Consider the following 19,808-nt stretch of genomic DNA (forward strand, 5'->3'; position numbering starts at 1 on the left):
CTCCACTTGTCCGGCCTTCCGCTTTCATCTCCCCGCATCCGGTCAAACGCATCTGCCCGCCATGATTCCTTTCCGGCCATTTCCAAAACTTTCATTCCAGCCACTCCCGCCGGGGAATGGCCTTCCGGAAACATTACGGGCAATAGCACACCCTAGCTTACTCACACCCCGTGTTTACAAAAATGCTTAAAAAAATCAAAAGAGCCTTCGGCTTCGGATCATGTGATCCCATGGAAGGCTCCACCATCATCATCAATGCCGAAAAACTCGAACGCCGCGTAGCCCTTCTGGAAAACGGCGTGCTGGAAGAATACACCATCGAGCGCGAAGGCGAAGACAACATCGTTGGCGGCATCTTCAAGGGCCGCGTCAAAAACATAGAACCGGGCCTCAAGGCCATGTTCGTGGACATCGGCCAGGAAAAAAACGCGTTCCTCCACTTCTGGGACGCCCTGCCCGCCGCGCTGGACTCCAGCCTGGAAGAAATCGAACGCGAAGGCCGCCCCAAGAAGCAGCAGCGCAAAATCACCTCCAAGGACATTCCGGACATCTATCCCATCGGGTCTGAAATCATGGTGCAGGTCACCAAGGGTCCTATCGGCACGAAAGGCCCGCGCGTCACCACCAATGTCTCCCTGGCCGGACGCTACCTCGTCCTGATGCCCTTCACGGACCAGTTCGGCATCTCCCGCAAGATCGAAGACCCGAAGGAACGCCTGCGCCTGCGCCAGATCATGCAGAAGCTGAACGTGCCGGACGGCATGGGCATCATCATGCGCACGGTCGCCCAGGGGCAGCGCTACCGCCACTTCGTCCGGGACCTGGCCATGCTGCTGGAACAATGGTACTCCGTGGAAGAAAAGAAAGAGGCCAACCCGGCCCCCGTGTGCGTGTACAAGGAACCGGACCTCATTGAACGCACCGCCCGCGACTTCCTGACAGACACCGTGGACAACATCATTTGCGACGACTCGGAAACCACGGAACACATGCGCTCCATCGCCGGCAAGATTTCCCGCCGTGCCAAGCGCCATATCCAGCACTTCCCCGTCCGCACGCCCATCTTTGAAGAACTGGGTATTGAAAAGCAGATCAACGAGGCATTCCAGCGCCAGGTGCTCCTGCCCTGCGGCGGCTACCTGGTCATTGACGAAACGGAAGCCCTGATCGCCATCGACGTGAACACCGGGCGCAACAAGGGAACCAAGGACCTGGACAAAACCATTCTGGACACCAACCTGGAAGCGGCCTATGAAATCGCCCGCCAGCTCCGCCTGCGCAACATCGGCGGCCTGGTGGTGGTGGACTTCATCGACATGCGCCACAGGAAGGACCAGCAGGCCGTTTATAAGGCCATGAAGGAACGCCTGAAACGTGACAAGGCCAAGACCCAGGTACTCCAGATCACCCCCATCGGCCTGATGGAAATGACCCGCCAGCGCCTCAACGAAAGCCTGCGGGAATCCGTCCACGATCCCTGCCCCTACTGCTCCGGACGCGGACGCATCAAATCCGTGATGACCATGAGCGTGGAAATTCAGCGCCAGATCTACGCCTGCATCCAGAAATACCGCGACACCATCGGTGACATGGTCATCGTCGTGAACTCGGAAGTGCTCTCCCGCTTCAAGAATGAAGACTCCAGCCTTCTGATGGAACTGGAACGCCAGCACAGCGGCAGGCTGATCTTCCGCGGCGACCACAACCAGCACCGCGAAAGCTTTGCCATCTACGACGCCCGGTACGACAACAAGCCCCTGTACCAGTCCGGCCAGTAACCTGTACTATCGCACCACCAGCCTTCCGGCCGGGCGACTTGGTCGCCCGGCCTTTTTTAATCCCCCATGAACCGCATTCCCACCTCGCCGAACGATCCCGTCAACACGGACATCCTCATGGTGGCGGAAGACCGCGTCAAAGGTTTCCGCCGCCTGCCCTTCCACGCCATCGCCGAACAGTGCGGCCACCCCGTGCCCCTGGTCATTGAACGGCTCAAGGCCATGATGGAGGCCGGCGTGGTGCGGCGCGTGCGCCAGACGCTTCTTGCCACCAAGCTGGCCCAGGGGGCCCTGGTAGCCTGGCGCGTGCCGGAAGAAAGGCTGGAAGCCGCCTTTGACTGGATGAAGGCTCACGACCCCTTCACGGGCCATGTGGTGCTCCGCAACACGGACAGCGCCAATCCCGGAGCCGACTACCGGCTCTGGACCACGATCAAGGTGCCCGTGGGCTGCGGCACGCTGGAAGGACACTGCGACATCCTGAAGCGCCACGTAGGCGCGGACGACTACGTCCTGCTGCCCGCTCGCGGCGTCTTTGCGCTGGGCGTGGGCCACATGCGCCGCAGGAACCTCCAGCCCGGCGACAAGACGCCGGAACCCGCCCCCATGCAGGAGACGAAAACCGTCTCCCTCTCCGGACTGGAATGGAAAGTCCTGCTTTCCGTCAAGGAACAGCTCAAACCGGAGGAAATGGTGGAAGACCCCTGGTCCCTCCGCGCCGCGCAGATGGGACTAAGTACGGAGGAATACTGCCGCACGGCGGAAGAACTGGACAGAAAACAGGTCATCGGCCGCTTCGCCACCTTCCTGGAGCATGTGCGCGCCAAAACGGAGGACGGCCCCGTCACCAAATACAACGGACTGTTCCACTGGACGGTACCCGCCGGCATGGAAATCCGGGCCGGTTCCGAATGCGGACGCCACATCTGCATGACCCACTGCTACTGGAGAACAGGGGGGGACGTCTTCGGCGGCGCACAAATCATGGGCGTGGTGCATGGGCTGGAACGGGACTCCGTGATGGAGCACAAGGCCGCCATTGACCGCCATCTGGACGCCAAGGGCATTCCCGTGCTGCATACGGCCGTCTTCTGGGGGGAACGCTCAGAAATCAAGCCTTCCGAAATCTCTCCGGAAGTGTACGAAAAATGGCTGGAAGACGTCAAAGCCGCTCCTACCCTCCCCTGACATATCCCGTCCTTCCTTTCCTCCGGGCCGGCATGCCCCGTGGCAAACTTGTTTCACGAACGGCATTCCCTCCCGCACCTCCATTCTGGCATGGTGGCGATGCTCCCTCAACCCTGCGGAGCATGCGCCATGAAAACACACCATCTCTATTCCACAGCCATGATCCTGGCCGCCGCGGCCATGATCTCCGCCCAGCCCTTGTCCGCCCAAACCATCAGCGGCACCCAGACGAAGGCGGTCAACATGACGGAAGGCAAACTGACCGTCACGGGAACGGGATTCCTGAACGTTGAAAAAAACGCCGTCAACCTGAACAAGGAAATCCAGTCCCTCCTGGAAATTGAAATCCTGGAAGGAGGCCGCATATCCGGAAAAAGGGCCCTCGCGCTTGATCCGGACATGGAAAAGGGAGTCACGGGAGAATTGATCCGCCTGAACAATGCAGGCACGATGACAGGCACGGAAAACCAGGCCATCGACCTCAGCCACATGATCAACACTTCCGCCACCATCACCAATACGGGCGCCATTTCCGCGTCCCAGAAAGGCGCCGTCAAGCTGGGCAACAACGCCACCCTCATCAATTCCGGCCTTATTGAAACAACGGCAGCCGGGGAAAACGGCATCACCGCCAAAAATTACAACCCAGAGGACGACGGCATCTCCACATTCGCCCACGGGCTTCAGCTCATCAACTCCGGAGACGGCAGAATCATCGGCATGAAACACGGCGTCACCGGGGAAGGAGAAGCCGCCGTCACCAACTCCGCCCTGATTGAAGGCAAGGGAGGCTCCGGCCTGAACTGGGACTGGGACCCAACCCTCCAGCAGAACGACAAATACATCGTCACCGTAATCAATGAAGAAAACGGCATGATCCGCGGCACGGGGAACACCACCGCCCTGGACGGGGACGGGGTGGACGTGGACTACGCCGTCAACCTGACCAACCGTGGCCAGATCATCGCCAAAGACTCCTTCGGCAGTGCGGACGGCCTGGCCATCGGGGGCGGCAGCGTGACCAATTCGGGAACCATCTCCGCTTCCAACTCCAACGCGGCCGGGCAGGCCTATGGCATTCTGGTGGATGATTCCGACGGAGGGAACGCCTTTGAATCCGTCGCCATCCTCAACTCCGGCACCATCCAAGGGGAAGGAAGCAACGGCGTAGGCATCAAAATCGTCAGCGACCAGGCCAACAGCATTACGATGGCGGGCGGCCTGATTCATGGCGGCAGCGGAACAGCGGTCATCATGGGTTCCGGAAACGATACCTTCACTTACATGGCCGGAACCGTCAGCGGCGGCATCGACGGCGGCTCCGGAAACAATGCCATGATCTTCCAAAGTGCCGCCGGACAGAGTACGACCTTCAATGCCGACCTGAAAAACTTCAATTCCATACGGGTTGAATCGGGAGACATCGTTCTGAGCGGGCTCACCATCACGATGGAGCTTGCCTCCCTCAGCCAGGATTCGCCCCTGTTCACGCTTTCCGGCAGCACCTCCAGGGAAACCGGCCCTTCCCTGAGCTTTCAGGACGTAACCCTCCAACTGCTGGGAACCGGAAACGTCAATACCGATTCCGATGACGGAGGGATGGTTTACTTCCAACTGGCGTCCGACGGCATCAGCCTGGACGGGCTGGATATCCGCACGGAACAGGGGTACCAGCTGGACCTGAGCCGGGACGGCTTCATCGGCATCAACTTCAATACCCCGGAACCGACCGCTGCCGTTCTGGGCATCTTCGGCTTCTCCCTCGTCCTGCTGCGCCGGAGGCGCAAAGCAGCCTGAATGCCCGGACGCTTTTCAGAACTGCAATAAAAAAGACATTCTCAGCAAAAGCAGCTTCTTGCTTCCGGCCGGAAAATCCGTCAAGGAAGCCTTTCCGTTGCAAGCCCTCCCATCCGGACAAGGCAACAGGACTCCCAGGCGTCGTCCCAATTCATAAAACCGCTTATGGCCGGTGATGCGAATTTACGGCCCGGCTGGGGCCCTCGGATATTTACATTTGCACAGCCGGATATTACAATAGAAAAACGGGCCCGCGTTTGTCCGCCTGAAACCAACAAGGCGAACTACGCCAAATGGGAATCGGCGGAGTTTATCGTATCAAGTGAAAGAGAAACCGAACATGAACAGAATAAATATCATATGCCTCGGCGTTAAAGACATGGAAAAGGCCATCCGCTTTTATCGGGACGGCCTGGGCTTTCAGACAAAGGAAAAAAGCAACACCCCCGATGTCATCTTTTTCAGTACTTCCGGTACAAAGCTGGAATTATATCCTCTGGATCTTTTGGCAAAGGATATCAACAAGGACAATCCTCCGGAAACAGGTACGGGATTCGCCGGAATCACGCTTGCTTATAATGCCAAAAGCAAGGAAGAAGTGGTGGAAGTCGTCGAACTTGCCCGCAAGGCGGGGGCAACGATTGTAAAAGAGCCGCAGGATGTGTTCTGGGGCGGTTTTCATGCCTATTTTGCCGATTTGGACGGCTACTGCTGGGAAGTCGCGTGGGGACCGCGTGACGAATTTGATGACAACGACATGCTGGTTTTGTAACGGGCAAAACGGGCCTGGGACGAAGGCGCAATTCCCTGTTCACCGGACCGGCTGAATGCCGTCCCCGGTCACAGGGAACCGGCTCCTCTTTCAACAGGGGAAGGCAGCATGTCGCATATACCGTGAAATGCTGCCTTCAGCTTTTCAGGGCGTTTTTTCCGCATTTGGCTCCTTCCTACGGTCTTTGTCTGCAAGGAGCGTTTTTCTCATGCGGCTTTGGGAAAAGCGTGGCGTGGCCAATTCTATCGGCAGGCCGGACAAGGACTTGACGATTTTTTCTGTTGCGGCGCCTCAATCCCGAATGGCGGCGGCTTTACAAAGCCGTGCTGCCACGGGCGATATCTCTTGATTCCGGATGGGAAAAATGTCCGTTTCATGCGGATTCACGAGTCTGCCGCCGCGAAACGGCTTGCGCCTTCCGACACCCGTGGCCGCCATTCATACCATGAAAAAAACGGAACCGCCCTGCACCCCGTGCAGGACGGCTCCGTTTAAACCGGGAAAAGCGATGATATTTCCCCGCCTGGTTCCTACTGCTTCTTTTCCGCTTCTGCGGGAGCCTGTTCGGCAGTTCCGGCAGAGGGATTCTTGTAGGAAACGGCAAAGGCATCGTACTTGGCCGGCAGCTTCCTGTCCGGGAACATGAGTTCATGCAGACGGTACAGGGCCGCCGCTTCCTTCACGTTGAGGGGACGCGTCTTCATCTGCATCTCGGGAATCACGGTTTCCGGATTATGCTTTCTGGCCTCCACCGCGGCGGATACCGCGGAGTTTTCCAGGAACTGGGCAACATCCGGCATGCGCAGGTAGGCATCCAGGGAGCGGGTGATGCTGGCGGAACCGAGGTTCTCGTCGGAACCATGCAGGAGCACCAGCGCTTCCGCAAAATAATCCAGAGCCTTGTTGGGGTCCCTTGATGCGAGGGAGGCTGCTCCCAGGGCGTACTTCATGCGCGCCTGCTGAAGGCGCGTGGCGTTCTTCTTCGTTGCGAGGAAGGAGGAGGCCTGGGTCTTCACCTCATTCCAGTTCCTGTCCGGAATCAGGGCCATGATTTTGGCCACTTCCAAATCATTCTGTGCGGAAGGGGACAGATTGACAGTCCTGACGGGGAACCGGGACACCAGCCCCTTCACGCCGGCCCAGTCCATCATGCGCATGGCGCATTCCAGTTCATTGACGGCTGCCCGGGCGGACAGGCTGTCCTTGATGGGAAGCGTGGCGGCATACTTGCCGATCAGGGCATGGAACTTGTTGCGGGCGTCCTGGTACTTGCGGTTTTCCATGGCTACCTTCGCGTCGACGAAATCATCCGTTTCAAAAATGTACAGCGTCCTGAACGCGCTGGCAGCCTGTTGAAGAATGTCCTGGGATTCCCGTGTTTCCACAAACTGGACCATGGGACCGTTGGCCGACAGAATGAAAATATCCGTCGGGCGGCCATTCTTGATGGCGGGATTCGCTACGCGGGCCCTCAGGCGGGGAGGATCCGCGGCGTTCTGCGCCATGGCCGGAACCAGAGTGGACAGACCGGCCAATACCATTATTACTGAAAGTGCTTTCATATCGTTTATATGCTAACCGTGTTTCGTTATTTCTGCCCCCTGGCGGAACGGATGGCCGCTTCATAGGCGGCGATGTCCGAACGTTCCTGGCTGACGGCAGGATCGGAACCGAATCTGGACACCTTGTCCTTGACCTGGTTGAGCAGGTCGCTGTCCTCCGCGGTCATCCTCTTGCGGTTGGCCGGAGTATCCAGCAACTGGACATACTGGCTGCCCGTCCTCCATGCGACGTACCTGTCGGAAGGCTGCTTGCCGGTGCCCTGGGACATCTTGTTTCTGTTCCACAGCGTATCCATCTGGGCCAGCATGGCGGGAGCGGACCATTTCACCAGGCCCTTGTAATCGGCGCCCGTAATGTTCATGAAGCAGACCAGGGCCTTGTCCGGCTCATTCTGCTTCAGATAGGCCTGCCCCTGCAGGAAGAGGACTTCCGGCAGATTCTTCTTGTAGGACTTGTCGGCGCGGTATTTCTCCGCGGCGGCAATCACGGCGGGCCAGTCCTGGCGGGCGGCGGTGAACTTGACCAGATTGTACTGGGCGTCTTCCATGGCCTTGCGGTCCGGATTGGAGCTGGATTCCTCCTTGCTGAGTTCATCCCTCATCATCTTGATGGCGGTATCCACCTTGGCGTTATCCTTGCTGCGGCCCAGAGCCACGGCCTTGCCGAAGACCGCGTTCTTGCGGTACTTGGACATGCCGTTGATACGGGCCTGCTTGCGCACCGGATTTGGTTCCGACGGATCCAGGATTTCATCAAAGTAGGCAATGCTTTCCTCCGGCTGAGAGGTGTTGGCCAGGTGCATGCCCAGCTTGACAAGCGTATAGGGAGGCAGGTCGGAGGGCTTGAAGTCGCGCTTCAGTTCCACGAAGAGCTGCTTGACCAGACCTTCCTGGGCCGCCTTGGCGGCGCGCTGTTCGTCCGTTTCCGCAGGAGCCTTTTCAAAGGCTTCCTGTGTCTGGGCGATGACGGCCATGCGGAGCATGGCGCTCAAGGTCTTGTCCGTGCTGTTGTCCACGCCGGGGAACCTGTAGAAGTGGTTGCGCAGGGCGTTGGCGTCCAATTCCCGTCCAAGGGCCTTGTAGCCGGCCATGTAATTCTTGGTGTAGGAATTCACGGCTTCCTCCAGCAGAACGGTCATCTTGGGATCATCCTTCTTGCCTTCCCGGACAATGACTTCCTGCATCTTGACGGCAGAGGGGTCAAACATTTCCTTGTCGTCCTTGAAGAAATCCATGGCTGCCGCGGCAAGCTGGAGGCTGTAGCGGCTGCCGGGCATGTCGGCAACCTTCCAGTATTCGTCGTACCACTTCTTGACTTCATCCCGGCGGGCCTTGCGGGCGGCCTCCACGGCTTCCTTCGGCTCCAGGGGAAGAGGCTTCCTGGTGGCGTTCACCAGCAGGTTGTACACGGCTTCCGCGGCGGGGCGCTTGTCGCCCAGCTTCTTGGCGGATTCCAGAGCGGCCAGAGAATAGGCTTCCGACTCCTGCTCATGCTCCTTGCTGCCGGCGTAAAGGCTGGCAAGCAGGTTGTTGGCATACGGGAACAGGCGGTGGTCCTTGAAATTGTCCACGATCTCCTTGGCATCCTTGATCGCAAGCTCCTCGTCGCCGGGATTCTTGCGGCCCAGGTAATTGAAGGCGCGGTCATAAAGCACGGCGGCCAGGTTGGCGTCATCCTTGTCCGGGAAGCGGGCAATGTAGTTGGTGAAAGCCTGGATGGCGTCATCCGTCCTGCCCAGGTTCGTGTACGTTTCACCCAGCAGGTACATGGCCGTTTTCAGGTAGGTGCTGTCCCGGTATTCCTTGACGAAGCGTTCCAGCACAGGAACGGCATCCTTGTAGCGAGCAGCGTCGGCGGCTCCCAGGTTGAACAGGGAAGCCCCCTTGCAATACAGCGCCAGTTCATAGAACTTGTGGGTGGGGTCGTCCTTGTGCAATTCCATGACCTTGTCCGCCTGCTGAACGCAAAGATCGAACTTCTTGTCCTTCAGCAAGCCTTCCAGGGACAGGGTATTCAACGTGGGTGCGTACTTGGAATTCGGGAACTCCTTGATGTGCTGGGCCACCAGCTCCCCGCCCTTGTCCGCTTCCCCAAGCTGCCAGGTGGTCATGGCCAGGTAGAACAGATTGTCTTCCCTGCCCGGGGCATCCGGATAGAAGTCATTGATGAGCTGGTAGGCGGCGCGGGCAACGCGCTGCGAACCATGCACCATGGCCTGGTTGCCCATGAAATTGAACGTGAAGGCGTCCAGAACCTTGCCTTCCTCCTTCATCTTGTTGAACTGTTCAATCAAGGCGTTCACCTTGGACTTGTCCAGCGTATGGGAAAGATCGGTGACGCCGGGAACGGCGCCGTTGGCGCGGCCCAGGCGGTCCAGGGAATGGTTGGCGTCCGCCAGCACTCCGGCCTGGTCGGGCAAAAGCCCCATCAGCGTCAGGGCCAGGGAGGCATAGTCTTCAGACTCCTTCTGCTTGCCGCTCTGAAGAAGGGAACGGGATTTTTCCAGGGCTTCCGCAATATCGCTCACCAGCTTGGGGGCGTACAGCGCCACCCGGGTGGGGCTGATATTCATCACGGAAGGGTGGGCTTCCACAAATTTCACCGTTTCCTGGCATTTGCCGATCTTGATGGCGGACTCCACCATCGCCAGGAAGGAATTGGTGATGACGGCGTCTGAAATGCGGCGTCCTTTGTAGCGGGAATTCACGCAGGCGGTGAGGTTTTCCAGCCCCTTGTCGAAAGAAGGCGGATCCATCCTGAAATAGCACTGGGCCAGCAGGCCCTGCACTTCCCCGGCATTCACGTTTCTGGCGACGGGATCGTTGCGGTATTCCTTCAGGAACTTTTCCAGAAGCTCGGCTCCCTTGCCGAATTCGCCCATACGGCAGTAATTTTCCCCTTCGCGGAACAGGGCCATCTTCACGAGCTGGTTTCTGGCGCTCGGGAACTTGGTATAGCAGGCCTTGAAAGCCTCCACGGCTTCACTGTATTTCTTCAGTTGGGACAGACAGACGCCTTTCTGGTAATAAAACCAGCCGAAACCGTCATCCAGGCCCAGCATCTTGATACGGGGTTCATAAACGCGGATGCAGCGGTCGACGGCATCCAGAGCTTCCTGCCACTTGCCTTCCTTCATGGCAGCCAGGGCCGTACGCTGGTAATCGCGCGGACCATTCTGCGCATGAGAAGGCATCACCGTGCCAATGCTCAGCACGGAAACCAGGCCGGCCGCCAGTGCAGTAGTATAGTTTGAGTTGATCATGTGTTTAAAAAATCGTTGAAACAGAAGAGATAGCCGAACAGGTACGGCATCTCCGCAAAAGCATGAAATATGCCTGCCTGTAATGGATTGCGTCATTTTAACAAGATGCGGCAAAGTCTAAAGCAGAAAGTTCGCCTTTTTAGTCATCCGTGCAAGAAGCCGCACGCGCTCCGCGTTTATTTATTCCCGCACTCTGCCGGCCTTCTGCAGTGCTTCCGCATCCCCAAGGGCCTTACAGAAAATCTCCCGCCCGTTCCGGAGTTGAGGACCGGAACATGAGAAAGAAGGGGATGAACGGTCCTTCCCGGCATCCGGCCTTCCACTCCATAAAAAAGCTCCCGGAAAGCCACAAAGGCCCGGGAGCTGAAAATCCAGTCAGGGCTTCCGCCTTTAATCGTCCTTGAGGTCGGTCAGGGCCACCGTTGTGATCCCGGCTTCCGTCAAGGCGTTCATGACGTCAATGACGCGCTGGTGGGGGACTTCGCCTTCCACCCACAACTGAACGACGGGCTTGGTGCCCACGGCGCTGGCTTCCTGCTTCTTGGCTTCCAGCTGCTGCACGAGCGTCGACAGGTTGTGATTGTTCATGTCATTGTCGATCATCAGGCTGTTGTCCTTGCCCCAGTAAATGGTGCCGTCCTTGATGATGCGGATCAGAGCGGGTTCGATCTGGGCGGCCGTATCGCTCGGAGCGCTGCCGGGCATGGACATATCCAGCTTGCGTTCCTGAATCAGAGAGGTCGCCACGATGAAGTAAATCAGCAGAAGGAAGCACACGTCGATCAGGGACGAGATATCCAGCTTGGGATCTTCATCCTCAATCGGTTCCAATTTCTTGTGTCTGGCCATGATGCGTGATGATTAGTCTTCCCTGCTTGCGGGGGCGGAGTTCTTGGCGGGCAGCACGGCAAAGACCACTTTGGTCACTCCGCATTCCGCCGCCACGCGAATGACTTCGCGGGAGCCTTTGAACAGAGCCTTCTGGTCGCCGCGCAGATAAAGGCGCGTTTCAAAATCCTGCTTGTCCTTGAAGCGTTCCGCAAGGTTCTTGATGTATTCCTTCAGTTCTTCCGGAGAATTGAGAGGGGCGCTGACATCGGAAGCCCAGCGCACGTCATTGCTCATGCCGTCGGGCCGTTTGCCTTCGCCTTCCCCGTACACATTCACCACGATACAGCCGTTGGCGGACTTCACTTCACCGGAGCTGGTGGCCGTAGGCATCTGAATGTTCTTATCCTTTTTAACGGTAATGGCCGTAGCGTTCACCACGAAGAAAATCAACAGGAGGAACACCATGTCGATCATGGGGGACATATCCATTTCCCCGCTCTCTTCATCGGAAGCTATATTGGCTTTTTTCTTCCCCATAAGCTACATTTGGTTGAGATTCTCCGGCCCGTCTCCGCCTGGGGCGGAATTTCCGGGCCGGACCATAGGCTCGCCTGCGATCAGGCCAAGCCTTCGGGGATGCGGGCAAGCTGGGCTTCAGCGTTCACCACGTTGATAGAGGTATTCACCATTTCCTGCAGCGTTCCCACGCATTCGGCAATATGGGCGTTGGCAATGCCCTTCTGGAAGAAGAAGAACGGCGTGGCGATAATGGCGTTGATCAGGCCCCAGAACGTCGTCAGCAGGGCCACGGAAATGTCACCGGCAAGCTGGGTGGGGTCCGCCTGGCCCGCAGTGGACAGCGTACCGAACGCACCCACCATCCCCTGCACCGTACCGAAGAGGCCGAGCATCGGAGAAATCTGCGCGCAAAGGGCAAGCATGTTGATCCACTTGAACACGGAACGGCTTTCATTGGCCGTAAAGTCGGCAATGGCGTCTTCGATGGCGTCCTTGCCAAGATCTTCCGGACGGGTGGCGTCCACGTTCGGCAGGGCGTAGGCAACCAGGCGGCCCAAATAGGTGGGGCTACCGGCAGCCACTTCAATGGCGGAGCGGATGCGACATTCGGCCATCAGTTGAAGAAGGGTGACTTTCAGGTCTTCCGGGCAGAACTTGTCCTTTTTCAGGGCAACCATGTTGTAAATCACCAGGAAGACGATGAAGGCTTCCACCAGCATGATCGGAATCATGGTCCAACCACCGGCGATGATCCACTTGTCAAGCATGGTCTTTTCCTGCGGGCCGGCGGCTGCCGCATCCTGGGCAAAGGCCGACGTGGAAAATGCAGCCATCAGCACAGTAGCGAATGCAGCGAAACGGAAACCCAGTCTAAAAAGGTTCTTCATAATGTAAGTTATATGGTTGTTCGAAAAGATACTGGTGTATTAAAGCACGCAAATTCAGACTTGCAAGCATTCATTTTGGACTCTGTCAAAATTCAAACGTCTGTAAACCCCTCCGTCCGGTTCAGCCGGCTGCAGATGGGACAGCTCCCTCCGCACCCTCTGGCGGGGCAATATTCCCGGCCGTACAGCACGATGCGCAAATGGAGATCCCCCCATGTGTTTTGAGGGTAAAGAGCTTTCAGATCGCGCTCCACGGCCTCCACCGTTTTCCCGCTGCTCAGCCCCCACAGGCGCGACAGGCGGAAGATGTGGGTATCCACCGGAAACGCCGGAACGCCGAACGCCTGCGCCATGACAACGGAGGCCGTCTTATGACCCACGCCGGGCAGTGATTCCAGCGCCTGGAAGTCGCAGGGGACCTGCCCGCCGTACTGCTCCGCCAGAATCCTGCTCAGGTTCACGATGGCGGAAGCCTTCCTCTCCGAAAGGCCGCAGGGGCGCACGATTTCACGCACGGCCTCCACGTCCTGCCGGGCCATTTCCTCCGGCGTGGAAGCCAGGGCAAACAGGGCCGGAGTAACCAGGTTCACACGCTTGTCCGTACACTGGGCGGACAAAAGAACGGCAACCAGCAGGGTATAGGGATCATGGTGGGTAAGGGGAATGGGCGGATTTTCATACAGCCTCATCAATTCCTCCTGTACGACGGAGGCCCGTTCTTTCTTGTCCATGCCGCCAGAATACCATTCCGCGAACGCGGCGGAAAACAAAAAAACGCTCCGCCATCCATCGGGACGGCGGAGCGGCATGAAAGCGTTTTTGCGCGGAATTACTTGTCGGCCTTGGCGTACAGGCCCTTGGACACGCGGTGCTGAAGGGCGGCGTACATGGTGCGGCAGTGCTTGTAGCCCCGGCGGCCGCTGAGGACTTCCAGGCTGTTGGCCGGGTCTCCCCAGCGCACGATGGTCAGTTCCACGTAGCGGCGTCCCCAATCCTTCATCAGCTTTTTGCTGGGCTGGTAAATGTCAATGGTGCCCGTGCCCACCAGGGCGCTGCCGTAGTCGTCAACAACGTAGAGGTAGGGCTGGCCCTTGATGCGGAACGTGGTCCCCAGCGGATAGACGGACCAGTCCGCCGCCGCGCTGCGCACGGAAGACGTGTACTTCAGGGACGTGCCCACCGCATTGCGGGGGCCGTACGCCAAATGGTCGCGTTCGGAATGGGTGTAAGCCGTCGTGCGCACTACGCGAGTACGCTGGGACGGATGGTAAAACGGCATCTTGTGCTTGTCGCGCCCCAGTTTGGGCAGGCTGGAAGAGGGCATCGCCGAGCGGCTGGGCGCCAGAGGCTGAACAAATCCCGGCGATTTTTCACTTACGCGGGCCAGGACAAGAGTATCACTATCGGATTTCCCCGTGCCGGTGACGGCACCGTTTGTCGCACAGCTGCTGACAAACATCGCCATAACGGCGCAAGACAGGGTGGCAATTATTCGTAGATTCATGTGGTACGTGGTTAAAGCGCCACACACGCGGCAATCACGCCTGAAAAAAACCTTCTGGCCGCGTGCGGTGCCGACAAAAATCGGCAACGGCGGCTCTTGGTTACGAAATAATTTCAGCCTTGGCAAACTTTTTTTCTATACCACCTCTTGTAAACACAAAAAATTCCTTACCGCAACACATTAAAAATCAACAATATAAAAAACATGCCGCATTTTTGTCATATCATGACAAATAATATACTTCACGAATTCTCTTTTTCTATCATAGTACGACACACTTTTTTACTTTACATTAAATCCTTTTACAGTGAATGCGTTATTTACGCAAAAAGCATTCAACCCTTCAAAATTTTCCATAAAAAAGTTCAAGGGGGAAAGAAGCGGGAACTCCTGCATTGCTTAAAAACAGTGAACGAAATGCTGTATTCCCTTCCTGCAAATTCCCCTTCCGGCGAAGCGGCCGCATACCCAATGGGCTGTTGCATCCACAAGGAAATAGACTACAATTCCGGCCAAACATGTCCGCCGGCCTGCCCCAACACCTCACCCTTGACTATCTGCGCTCTTTGTTATCCAGGGGCGTGGAGCACGCGCCCGTGACGGAAGAGGCCCGGAAAGTCCTGAGGCAGTGGGTGATTGAGGCGCGCCGGGTGGCCCGGGGAGACACTCCCGCCTCCGCTCCGCCCGTTTCCGGAACGGAACATCCCCATCCTGCCGGCATTCCGGAGAACTCCCAACCCGCTTCCGTGGATGAAATCTCCTTCGGCAACGAACTCAGAGCCATCCTCAACGGCGTGCATCCCGGAGGGACGGAAGAGGAACCCGCCGTTCCGCGCCACGTGGCCTTTGACCTGGAGGGGGAAACGGAAGAAGAAAAACTTGCCTCCCTCCGCGAACTGGTGCTGCACTGGCCCCCGCTCAAAAACCTGAATTCCCTGCGGGACACCCCCGTCTTTTCCTCCGGCAATCCCCGGGCGGACATCATGATGGTGACGGACGCTCCCGGACTGTATGAAGAAAAGCTGGGCAGGCCCCTGGCGGGACCGTCCGGGGAAAAGCTGGACGCCATGCTCCAGGCCATGGGCATTACCCGAGCGGACATTTACCTGACCCACCTGGTCAAGTTCCGTCCCTCCCTGCCCCGGCAGCTCACCAACAACCGCCCCCCCACCGACCGGGAGATAGAAATTTCCCGTCCCATCCTCCGGGAAGAAATCATGCTGGTGCGTCCGAAAGTGGTTGTCGCCCTGGGCGCCATCGCCGCCAGGGGAATCCTCCAATCCGGGGAAACGCCGCTTTCCGCGCTGCGGGGAACCTTCCACACGGCTTTCGACACGCCCGTGCGCGTCACCTACAACCCCAGCTACCTGCTGCGGACGGAAGATATTTCGGAAAAGCGAAAGGTCTGGGAAGACATGCTGTGCGTCATGGAACGGGCGGGGCTCCCCATCTCGGACAAACAGCGTTCCTATTTCCTACCCAGAAAGTAACATATGGATTATTTAAACGCCATTCTGGAGCGCAAACGCGCCGATTTGAAAAAAATCCTTCCCCTGGAAGGCAAATTGCGGGCCTCCGCCATCCTGAGGAACGACTATGCGGGATTCAGGACCGCCGTGGACCTGGGCGAAAACCGCCTCTCCGTCATTCCGGAAATCTCCCGGTCCTATCCCGCACAGGGGCTCCCGCATATGGACATGGACATCAGGCGCCAGTACTCCATGTTCGTGCAGGGCGGCGCGCAAGGCGTCTCCATAGCGGTGGAACCGCAGGTGTACGGCGGGTCCTGGGACATGGTATCCGTGATTTCCAAAATAAGTTCCATTCCCGTCATGGCGCGCGACGTCTTCATTCACCCGGTTCAAATCTGCCAGGCCATCGTCACCGGGGCGGACGCCGTCAACCTCCTCGTGGCGGCCGTTCCGGAAAAGGAGCTGGAACCCCTGTACCGCATGGCCACCGGACTGGGGCTGGACGTGATGATGGAAGTCCATACTCTGAAAGAGCTTGAAGCCGCCATGGATCTGGAAGCCGACTTCGTCTGCATCAACAACGCGGACCCGCACACCCTTCAGGCCAATCCGGCAGTCACGGAAAGGCTGATTGAAGAACTCCCCGCCTCCGTCACCGTTCTTTCAGCCGGCGGAATCCGCACCGTGGAAGACGCCCTCCGGATGCTGGATGCCGGTGCGAACGGAGTCATTCTCCAGGACGAACTGGCGCACCTGGACATTCCCCAGGAATTCATGGAAGCCATCCTGGCCCTGAGGGCGGAATAACCCTTCCAGCCCCTTTCCTGCACTATATATAATATAGTGTGGCGGATTCATGCCCGCTCCGGAAAAACCGCGGGCATGAATCCTTTTCGTTATCCCAATCACGCCCCATTTGAAACGGAACGGGACCGCGTCCTGTCTCACTTTTCGTATGGACATGACGAACTGCTCACATTGCCGGCATGATTCCGGCAAAAACGAGGCCCCGGAACAGGCTCTTTCCCATTCTTCCTCACCCCACGGGGGCATGAATATGAAGGGAATGGACATGCCTCCCTCCTCCCCTGCCCCTGCGGACCCAGGCCCTTCCCCTTCCGGCGCCGTTTACACCTGCCCCATGCATCCCCAAATCCGGCAGAACCATCCCGGTTCGTGCCCCATCTGCGGCATGACGCTTGAACCCGTTCTTCCTTCCGCCGCCCCGCAGGACAACAGGGAACTGGACGACTTCCGCAGGCGCTTCTACATTTCCCTCCCGCTGGTGATCGTGCTCTTTGCCATTTCCATGGGCGGCCACATCGCCGCATGGCTGAATCCGGGGGTGCAGAACTGGGTGGAACTGCTGCTGGCCGCCCCCGTAGTCCTGTGGGCGGGCAAGCCGCTGCTGATCCGTGGCTGGGAATCCGTTAAAACGCGCAATCCCAATATGTGGACGCTGATCGGAGCCGGAACTTCCGTCGCCTTCCTGTACAGTCTGGCGGCTACGATCGTGCCCGGATGGTTTCCTGAGGTCTTCGTCCGCGACGGCCACGTACCCGTGTATTATGAAGCGGCGGCCATCATCATCTCCCTGAGCCTGCTCGGGCAGGTCCTGGAATTGAAGGCCAGGTCCCGCACGGCGGAAGCCATCAGGTCGCTGATGAACCTGGCCCCCTCCACGGCGCACCTCGTGCTGCCCAACGGCGTGGAGAGCGACATTCCCCTGAAAGAAGTCCAGCCCGGCGACGTGCTGAGGGTGAAACCGGGAGAAAAGATTCCCGTGGACGGCATCCTGAAGGACGGAGGGAGCGATGTGGACGAATCCATGCTCACGGGAGAACCCATTCCCGTCACCCACGTTCCCGGAGACACCTTGATCGGCGCCACGCTGAACACCACGGGCACCTTCACCATGACGGCCCGGGAAGTGGGGGACGGCACCGTGCTGGCACGCATCGTCAGCCTGGTGGCCCAGGCCCAGAGGACAAAGGCCCCCATGCAGCGGCTGGCGGACAAGGTGGCGCGTTATTTTGTCCTTGCCGTGGCGGCGGTCGCCATACTCACATTCTTCGTCTGGGGATTCTGGGGACCGCAGCCGAGCTGGCCGCACGGGCTGGTGAACGCCGTGGCCGTCCTGATTGTGGCATGCCCGTGCGCACTGGGACTGGCTACCCCCATGTCCATGATGGTGGCCTCCGGAAAGGCGGCCTCCCTGGGCATCCTGTTCCGGGACGCGGCTTCCCTGGAAACCATGCACAAGGTGGACACCCTGGTCATGGATAAAACCGGGACCCTCACGGAAGGCAGGCCCTCCCTCGTCAACGTCACCACGGCAGGCGGCATGAACATGGACAAGCTGCTTGCCCAATGCGCCTCCCTGGAACAAGGCAGCGAACATCCCATTGCGCGCGCCTTCGTCCAGAGAGCGCGGGATGAAAAACTCCCCCTGGACTCCGTTGCGGACTTCCAGTCCTTCCCCGGAGGGGGTGTGGCCGGAACCATCCAGGGCAGCAAGGTATCCCTGGGTACCGGGGACATGATGCAGAAACAGGGCGTGGACATTTCCTCCCTGGCCCCGTGGGTGGATGAACAGCGTCGGCAGGGCCGCGTGACCGTTTTTGCCGCGCTGGACGGACAGGCGGCGGGGGCGTTCTCCCTGGCGGACAAAATCCGCGACAACACGCGCAGGGCTCTTGCGGACCTGAAGGCGCGCGGCATCCACATCATCATCGCCTCCGGAGACGCGCCGGCAACGGTGGAAGCCGTGGCGCAGGAACTGGAAATTCCCGAATACCACGGAGGCATGTCTCCGGCGGACAAGCAATCCCTGGTCTCCAGCCTCAAAAAACAGGGAAGCGTGGTTGCCATGGCCGGCGACGGCGTGAACGATGCCCCCGCGCTGGCGGAGGCGGACGTGGGCATCGCCATGGGAACGGGATCGGACGTAGCCATGCAGAGCTGCGGCGTCACGCTGGTGAAAGGGAACCTGCTGGTCATCTCCAAGGCCTTCGCCCTTTCCACCGCCACCGTGAACAACATGAAGTCCAACCTGGGCTTTGCCTTCATATACAACGCACTGGGCATTCCCATAGCCGCGGGCGTCCTTTATCCCTTCTGGGGCATCCTGCTCTCCCCGGTCATTGCGGCGGCGGCCATGTGCCTGAGTTCCGTTTCCGTCATCCTCAACGCCCTGCGCCTGCGGCATTTTTCATGACGCCGCCAAGTCCCGCTCTCCAAACGCTCCGCAAAGGCGCGTGATTTCCGGAACTTCACCTTCCCGGTACATGACTTCCACAATATCGTAGCGGAAGGGAACCGTGTCCGGAAGCTGGCGCAGCCATTCAGCCGCTCCCTGGCGGATCAGGGCGCGCTTGCGGGCATTCACGGCCCGGCGCGCTCCCCCGTAGCCGCCATGCGTGCGCGTTTTCACCTCCACAAAGACAAGGCAGGCTCCGTCACGGCACACCAAATCAATCTCTCCTCCGCGGACGGGACGCCAATTCCTCCGTAAAACGGAACAGCCAGCCGCGCGCAGGAAGGAGGACGCAGCCAGCTCCCCGTAAGCGCCCAGCCAGTCCGTACTCCGCTCTTCCCTATTCAGGCAGGGACAATTCCATCTGTGAAACAGGCGCAAACGAGCGGCGATGCAGCGGACAAGGCCCATGCTTCCGCAGGGCCTCCATGTGAACCTTGGTGCCATACCCCTTGTGTTTTGCAAAACCATACTGCGGAAACTCGGCGTCCGCCTCCGTCATCATCCGGTCGCGCGTTACCTTGGCCAGCACGCTGGCGGCGGCGATGGACAGGCTTCTGCCGTCCCCCTTCACAATGGCGCGGTGCGGCACGGGCAGTCCCTTCACGGGGAGGCCGTCCACCAGGCAGAAATCCGGCCGCAGGGAAAGCCCCTCCACGGCGCGGGCCATCGCCAGATGGGTGGCGCGCAGAATATTGAGCCGGTCGATCTCCTCCGTGGAGGCAATGCCCACGGAGCAATGCACGTCCGCACGTTCCAGCAGGGCGGCAAACAGGGCCTCCCGTTTGGCGGCGGTAAGCTGCTTGGAATCGTTCAGGCCGGGAAGGCCTTCCAGATGCTCCGGCAGAATCGCGGCGCCGGCCACCACGGGACCGGCCAGCGGACCGCGTCCGGCCTCGTCCACCCCGGCCACGTGCAGGAAGCCGGAAGCCCGCGCCTCCGTTTCAAAGCTCATGTCCGGGTGTGATCTTTCCGCCAT

At 58.9% G+C, this 19,808-nt stretch carries 16 protein-coding genes; 7 read left to right on the forward strand and 9 right to left on the reverse strand.

Features of this window, described 5'->3' with window-relative positions; genetic code table 11:
* Nucleotides 1–182 precede the first annotated feature (182 nt).
* The 4 genes from OQH67_RS03185 (at nucleotide 183) to OQH67_RS03200 (ending at nucleotide 5,535) form a co-directional block, all read left to right on the forward strand.
* On the forward strand, nucleotides 183–1,778 hold the full coding sequence (locus OQH67_RS03185) for an Rne/Rng family ribonuclease (RefSeq protein WP_067570949.1): 1,596 nt from the start codon (nucleotides 183–185) through the stop codon (nucleotides 1,776–1,778).
* Nucleotides 1,779–1,844: 66 nt separating this feature from the next.
* Nucleotides 1,845–2,966 (forward strand): Lrp/AsnC family transcriptional regulator, encoded by a 1,122-nt coding sequence (locus OQH67_RS03190; protein ID WP_215435695.1) that lies wholly within the window; start codon nucleotides 1,845–1,847, stop codon nucleotides 2,964–2,966.
* A 129-nt stretch (nucleotides 2,967–3,095) separates the two neighbouring features.
* The gene (locus OQH67_RS03195; RefSeq protein ID WP_215435694.1) at nucleotides 3,096–4,763 is read left to right on the forward strand and encodes an autotransporter outer membrane beta-barrel domain-containing protein; all 1,668 of its coding nucleotides are present in this window, start codon (nucleotides 3,096–3,098) and stop codon (nucleotides 4,761–4,763) included.
* Nucleotides 4,764–5,103: 340 nt separating this feature from the next.
* On the forward strand, nucleotides 5,104–5,535 hold the full coding sequence (locus tag OQH67_RS03200) for a VOC family protein (RefSeq protein WP_067570954.1): 432 nt from the start codon (nucleotides 5,104–5,106) through the stop codon (nucleotides 5,533–5,535).
* 530 nt (nucleotides 5,536–6,065) lie between these two features.
* Here OQH67_RS03200 and mul1B read toward each other — a convergent pair.
* The 7 genes from mul1B to OQH67_RS03235 all read right to left on the reverse strand — a co-directional run bounded on the left by mul1B (nucleotide 6,066) and on the right by OQH67_RS03235 (nucleotide 14,101).
* Entirely contained in the window at nucleotides 6,066–7,097 is a 1,032-nt protein-coding gene (gene mul1B / locus OQH67_RS03205) for a mucin utilization putative transporter subunit Mul1B (RefSeq protein ID WP_156473614.1), read from the reverse strand.
* A gap of 26 nt (nucleotides 7,098–7,123) precedes the next feature.
* Nucleotides 7,124–10,360 (reverse strand): tetratricopeptide repeat protein, encoded by a 3,237-nt coding sequence (locus OQH67_RS03210; protein WP_215435693.1) that lies wholly within the window; start codon nucleotides 10,358–10,360, stop codon nucleotides 7,124–7,126.
* Between the two features lie 390 nt (nucleotides 10,361–10,750).
* Nucleotides 10,751–11,209 (reverse strand): ExbD/TolR family protein, encoded by a 459-nt coding sequence (locus OQH67_RS03215; protein ID WP_130083221.1) that lies wholly within the window; start codon nucleotides 11,207–11,209, stop codon nucleotides 10,751–10,753.
* Between the two features lie 12 nt (nucleotides 11,210–11,221).
* A complete protein-coding gene (locus OQH67_RS03220; RefSeq protein WP_215435692.1) occupies nucleotides 11,222–11,728 on the reverse strand; it encodes an ExbD/TolR family protein in 507 nt (168 codons plus the stop codon).
* An 80-nt stretch (nucleotides 11,729–11,808) separates the two neighbouring features.
* The gene (locus OQH67_RS03225; protein ID WP_215435691.1) at nucleotides 11,809–12,597 is read right to left on the reverse strand and encodes a MotA/TolQ/ExbB proton channel family protein; all 789 of its coding nucleotides are present in this window, start codon (nucleotides 12,595–12,597) and stop codon (nucleotides 11,809–11,811) included.
* A 92-nt stretch (nucleotides 12,598–12,689) separates the two neighbouring features.
* Nucleotides 12,690–13,328, reverse strand: coding sequence for an endonuclease III domain-containing protein (locus OQH67_RS03230; protein ID WP_215435690.1), 639 nt, complete (start codon nucleotides 13,326–13,328; stop codon nucleotides 12,690–12,692).
* 98 nt (nucleotides 13,329–13,426) lie between these two features.
* On the reverse strand, nucleotides 13,427–14,101 hold the full coding sequence (locus OQH67_RS03235) for a 3D domain-containing protein (protein WP_251828177.1): 675 nt from the start codon (nucleotides 14,099–14,101) through the stop codon (nucleotides 13,427–13,429).
* A 518-nt stretch (nucleotides 14,102–14,619) separates the two neighbouring features.
* Here OQH67_RS03235 and OQH67_RS03240 point away from each other — a divergent pair.
* The 3 genes from OQH67_RS03240 (at nucleotide 14,620) to OQH67_RS03250 (ending at nucleotide 18,790) form a co-directional block, all read left to right on the forward strand.
* Nucleotides 14,620–15,591, forward strand: a complete 972-nt coding sequence (locus OQH67_RS03240) for a uracil-DNA glycosylase (protein ID WP_215435689.1) — start codon at nucleotides 14,620–14,622, stop codon at nucleotides 15,589–15,591.
* A gap of 3 nt (nucleotides 15,592–15,594) precedes the next feature.
* Nucleotides 15,595–16,380 carry a beta/alpha barrel domain-containing protein gene (locus tag OQH67_RS03245; RefSeq protein ID WP_215435688.1) on the forward strand — a complete coding sequence of 262 codons (786 nt, stop codon included), beginning with the start codon at nucleotides 15,595–15,597 and terminating at the stop codon, nucleotides 16,378–16,380.
* Nucleotides 16,381–16,534: 154 nt separating this feature from the next.
* A complete protein-coding gene (locus tag OQH67_RS03250) occupies nucleotides 16,535–18,790 on the forward strand; it encodes a copper-transporting P-type ATPase (RefSeq protein WP_251828176.1) in 2,256 nt (751 codons plus the stop codon).
* On the opposite strand, the gene OQH67_RS03255 is transcribed toward OQH67_RS03250, so the two are convergent.
* Together OQH67_RS03255 and OQH67_RS03260 are read right to left on the reverse strand one after the other, a co-directional pair.
* Nucleotides 18,785–19,210 (reverse strand): YraN family protein, encoded by a 426-nt coding sequence (locus OQH67_RS03255; RefSeq protein ID WP_215435687.1) that lies wholly within the window; start codon nucleotides 19,208–19,210, stop codon nucleotides 18,785–18,787. The two genes, OQH67_RS03250 and OQH67_RS03255, sit on opposite strands and share 6 nt — an antisense overlap.
* Nucleotides 19,170–19,808 carry a ribonuclease HII gene (locus tag OQH67_RS03260; protein ID WP_215435686.1) on the reverse strand — a complete coding sequence of 213 codons (639 nt, stop codon included), beginning with the start codon at nucleotides 19,806–19,808 and terminating at the stop codon, nucleotides 19,170–19,172. Before OQH67_RS03260 ends, OQH67_RS03255 begins: the two co-directional genes overlap by 41 nt.

The organism is Akkermansia biwaensis (assembly GCF_026072915.1).
Lineage (GTDB): Bacteria > Verrucomicrobiota > Verrucomicrobiia > Verrucomicrobiales > Akkermansiaceae > Akkermansia > Akkermansia biwaensis.

Coding starts and splice junctions, on each gene's coding strand:
- OQH67_RS03230 (WP_215435690.1), bottom strand. CDS start 13,328: ATGGACAAGAAAGAACGGGCCTCCGTCGTACAGGAGGAATTGATGAGG.
- mul1B (WP_156473614.1), bottom strand. CDS start 7,097: ATGAAAGCACTTTCAGTAATAATGGTATTGGCCGGTCTGTCCACTCTG.
- OQH67_RS03220 (WP_215435692.1), bottom strand. CDS start 11,728: ATGGGGAAGAAAAAAGCCAATATAGCTTCCGATGAAGAGAGCGGGGAA.
- OQH67_RS03215 (WP_130083221.1), bottom strand. CDS start 11,209: ATGGCCAGACACAAGAAATTGGAACCGATTGAGGATGAAGATCCCAAG.
- OQH67_RS03195 (WP_215435694.1), top strand. CDS start 3,096: ATGAAAACACACCATCTCTATTCCACAGCCATGATCCTGGCCGCCGCG.
- OQH67_RS03260 (WP_215435686.1), bottom strand. CDS start 19,808: ATGGCGGAAAGATCACACCCGGACATGAGCTTTGAAACGGAGGCGCGG.
- OQH67_RS03235 (WP_251828177.1), bottom strand. CDS start 14,101: ATGAATCTACGAATAATTGCCACCCTGTCTTGCGCCGTTATGGCGATG.
- OQH67_RS03245 (WP_215435688.1), top strand. CDS start 15,595: ATGGATTATTTAAACGCCATTCTGGAGCGCAAACGCGCCGATTTGAAA.
- OQH67_RS03210 (WP_215435693.1), bottom strand. CDS start 10,360: ATGATCAACTCAAACTATACTACTGCACTGGCGGCCGGCCTGGTTTCC.
- OQH67_RS03185 (WP_067570949.1), top strand. CDS start 183: ATGCTTAAAAAAATCAAAAGAGCCTTCGGCTTCGGATCATGTGATCCC.
- OQH67_RS03250 (WP_251828176.1), top strand. CDS start 16,535: ATGACGAACTGCTCACATTGCCGGCATGATTCCGGCAAAAACGAGGCC.
- OQH67_RS03200 (WP_067570954.1), top strand. CDS start 5,104: ATGAACAGAATAAATATCATATGCCTCGGCGTTAAAGACATGGAAAAG.
- OQH67_RS03225 (WP_215435691.1), bottom strand. CDS start 12,597: ATGAAGAACCTTTTTAGACTGGGTTTCCGTTTCGCTGCATTCGCTACT.
- OQH67_RS03190 (WP_215435695.1), top strand. CDS start 1,845: ATGAACCGCATTCCCACCTCGCCGAACGATCCCGTCAACACGGACATC.
- OQH67_RS03240 (WP_215435689.1), top strand. CDS start 14,620: ATGTCCGCCGGCCTGCCCCAACACCTCACCCTTGACTATCTGCGCTCT.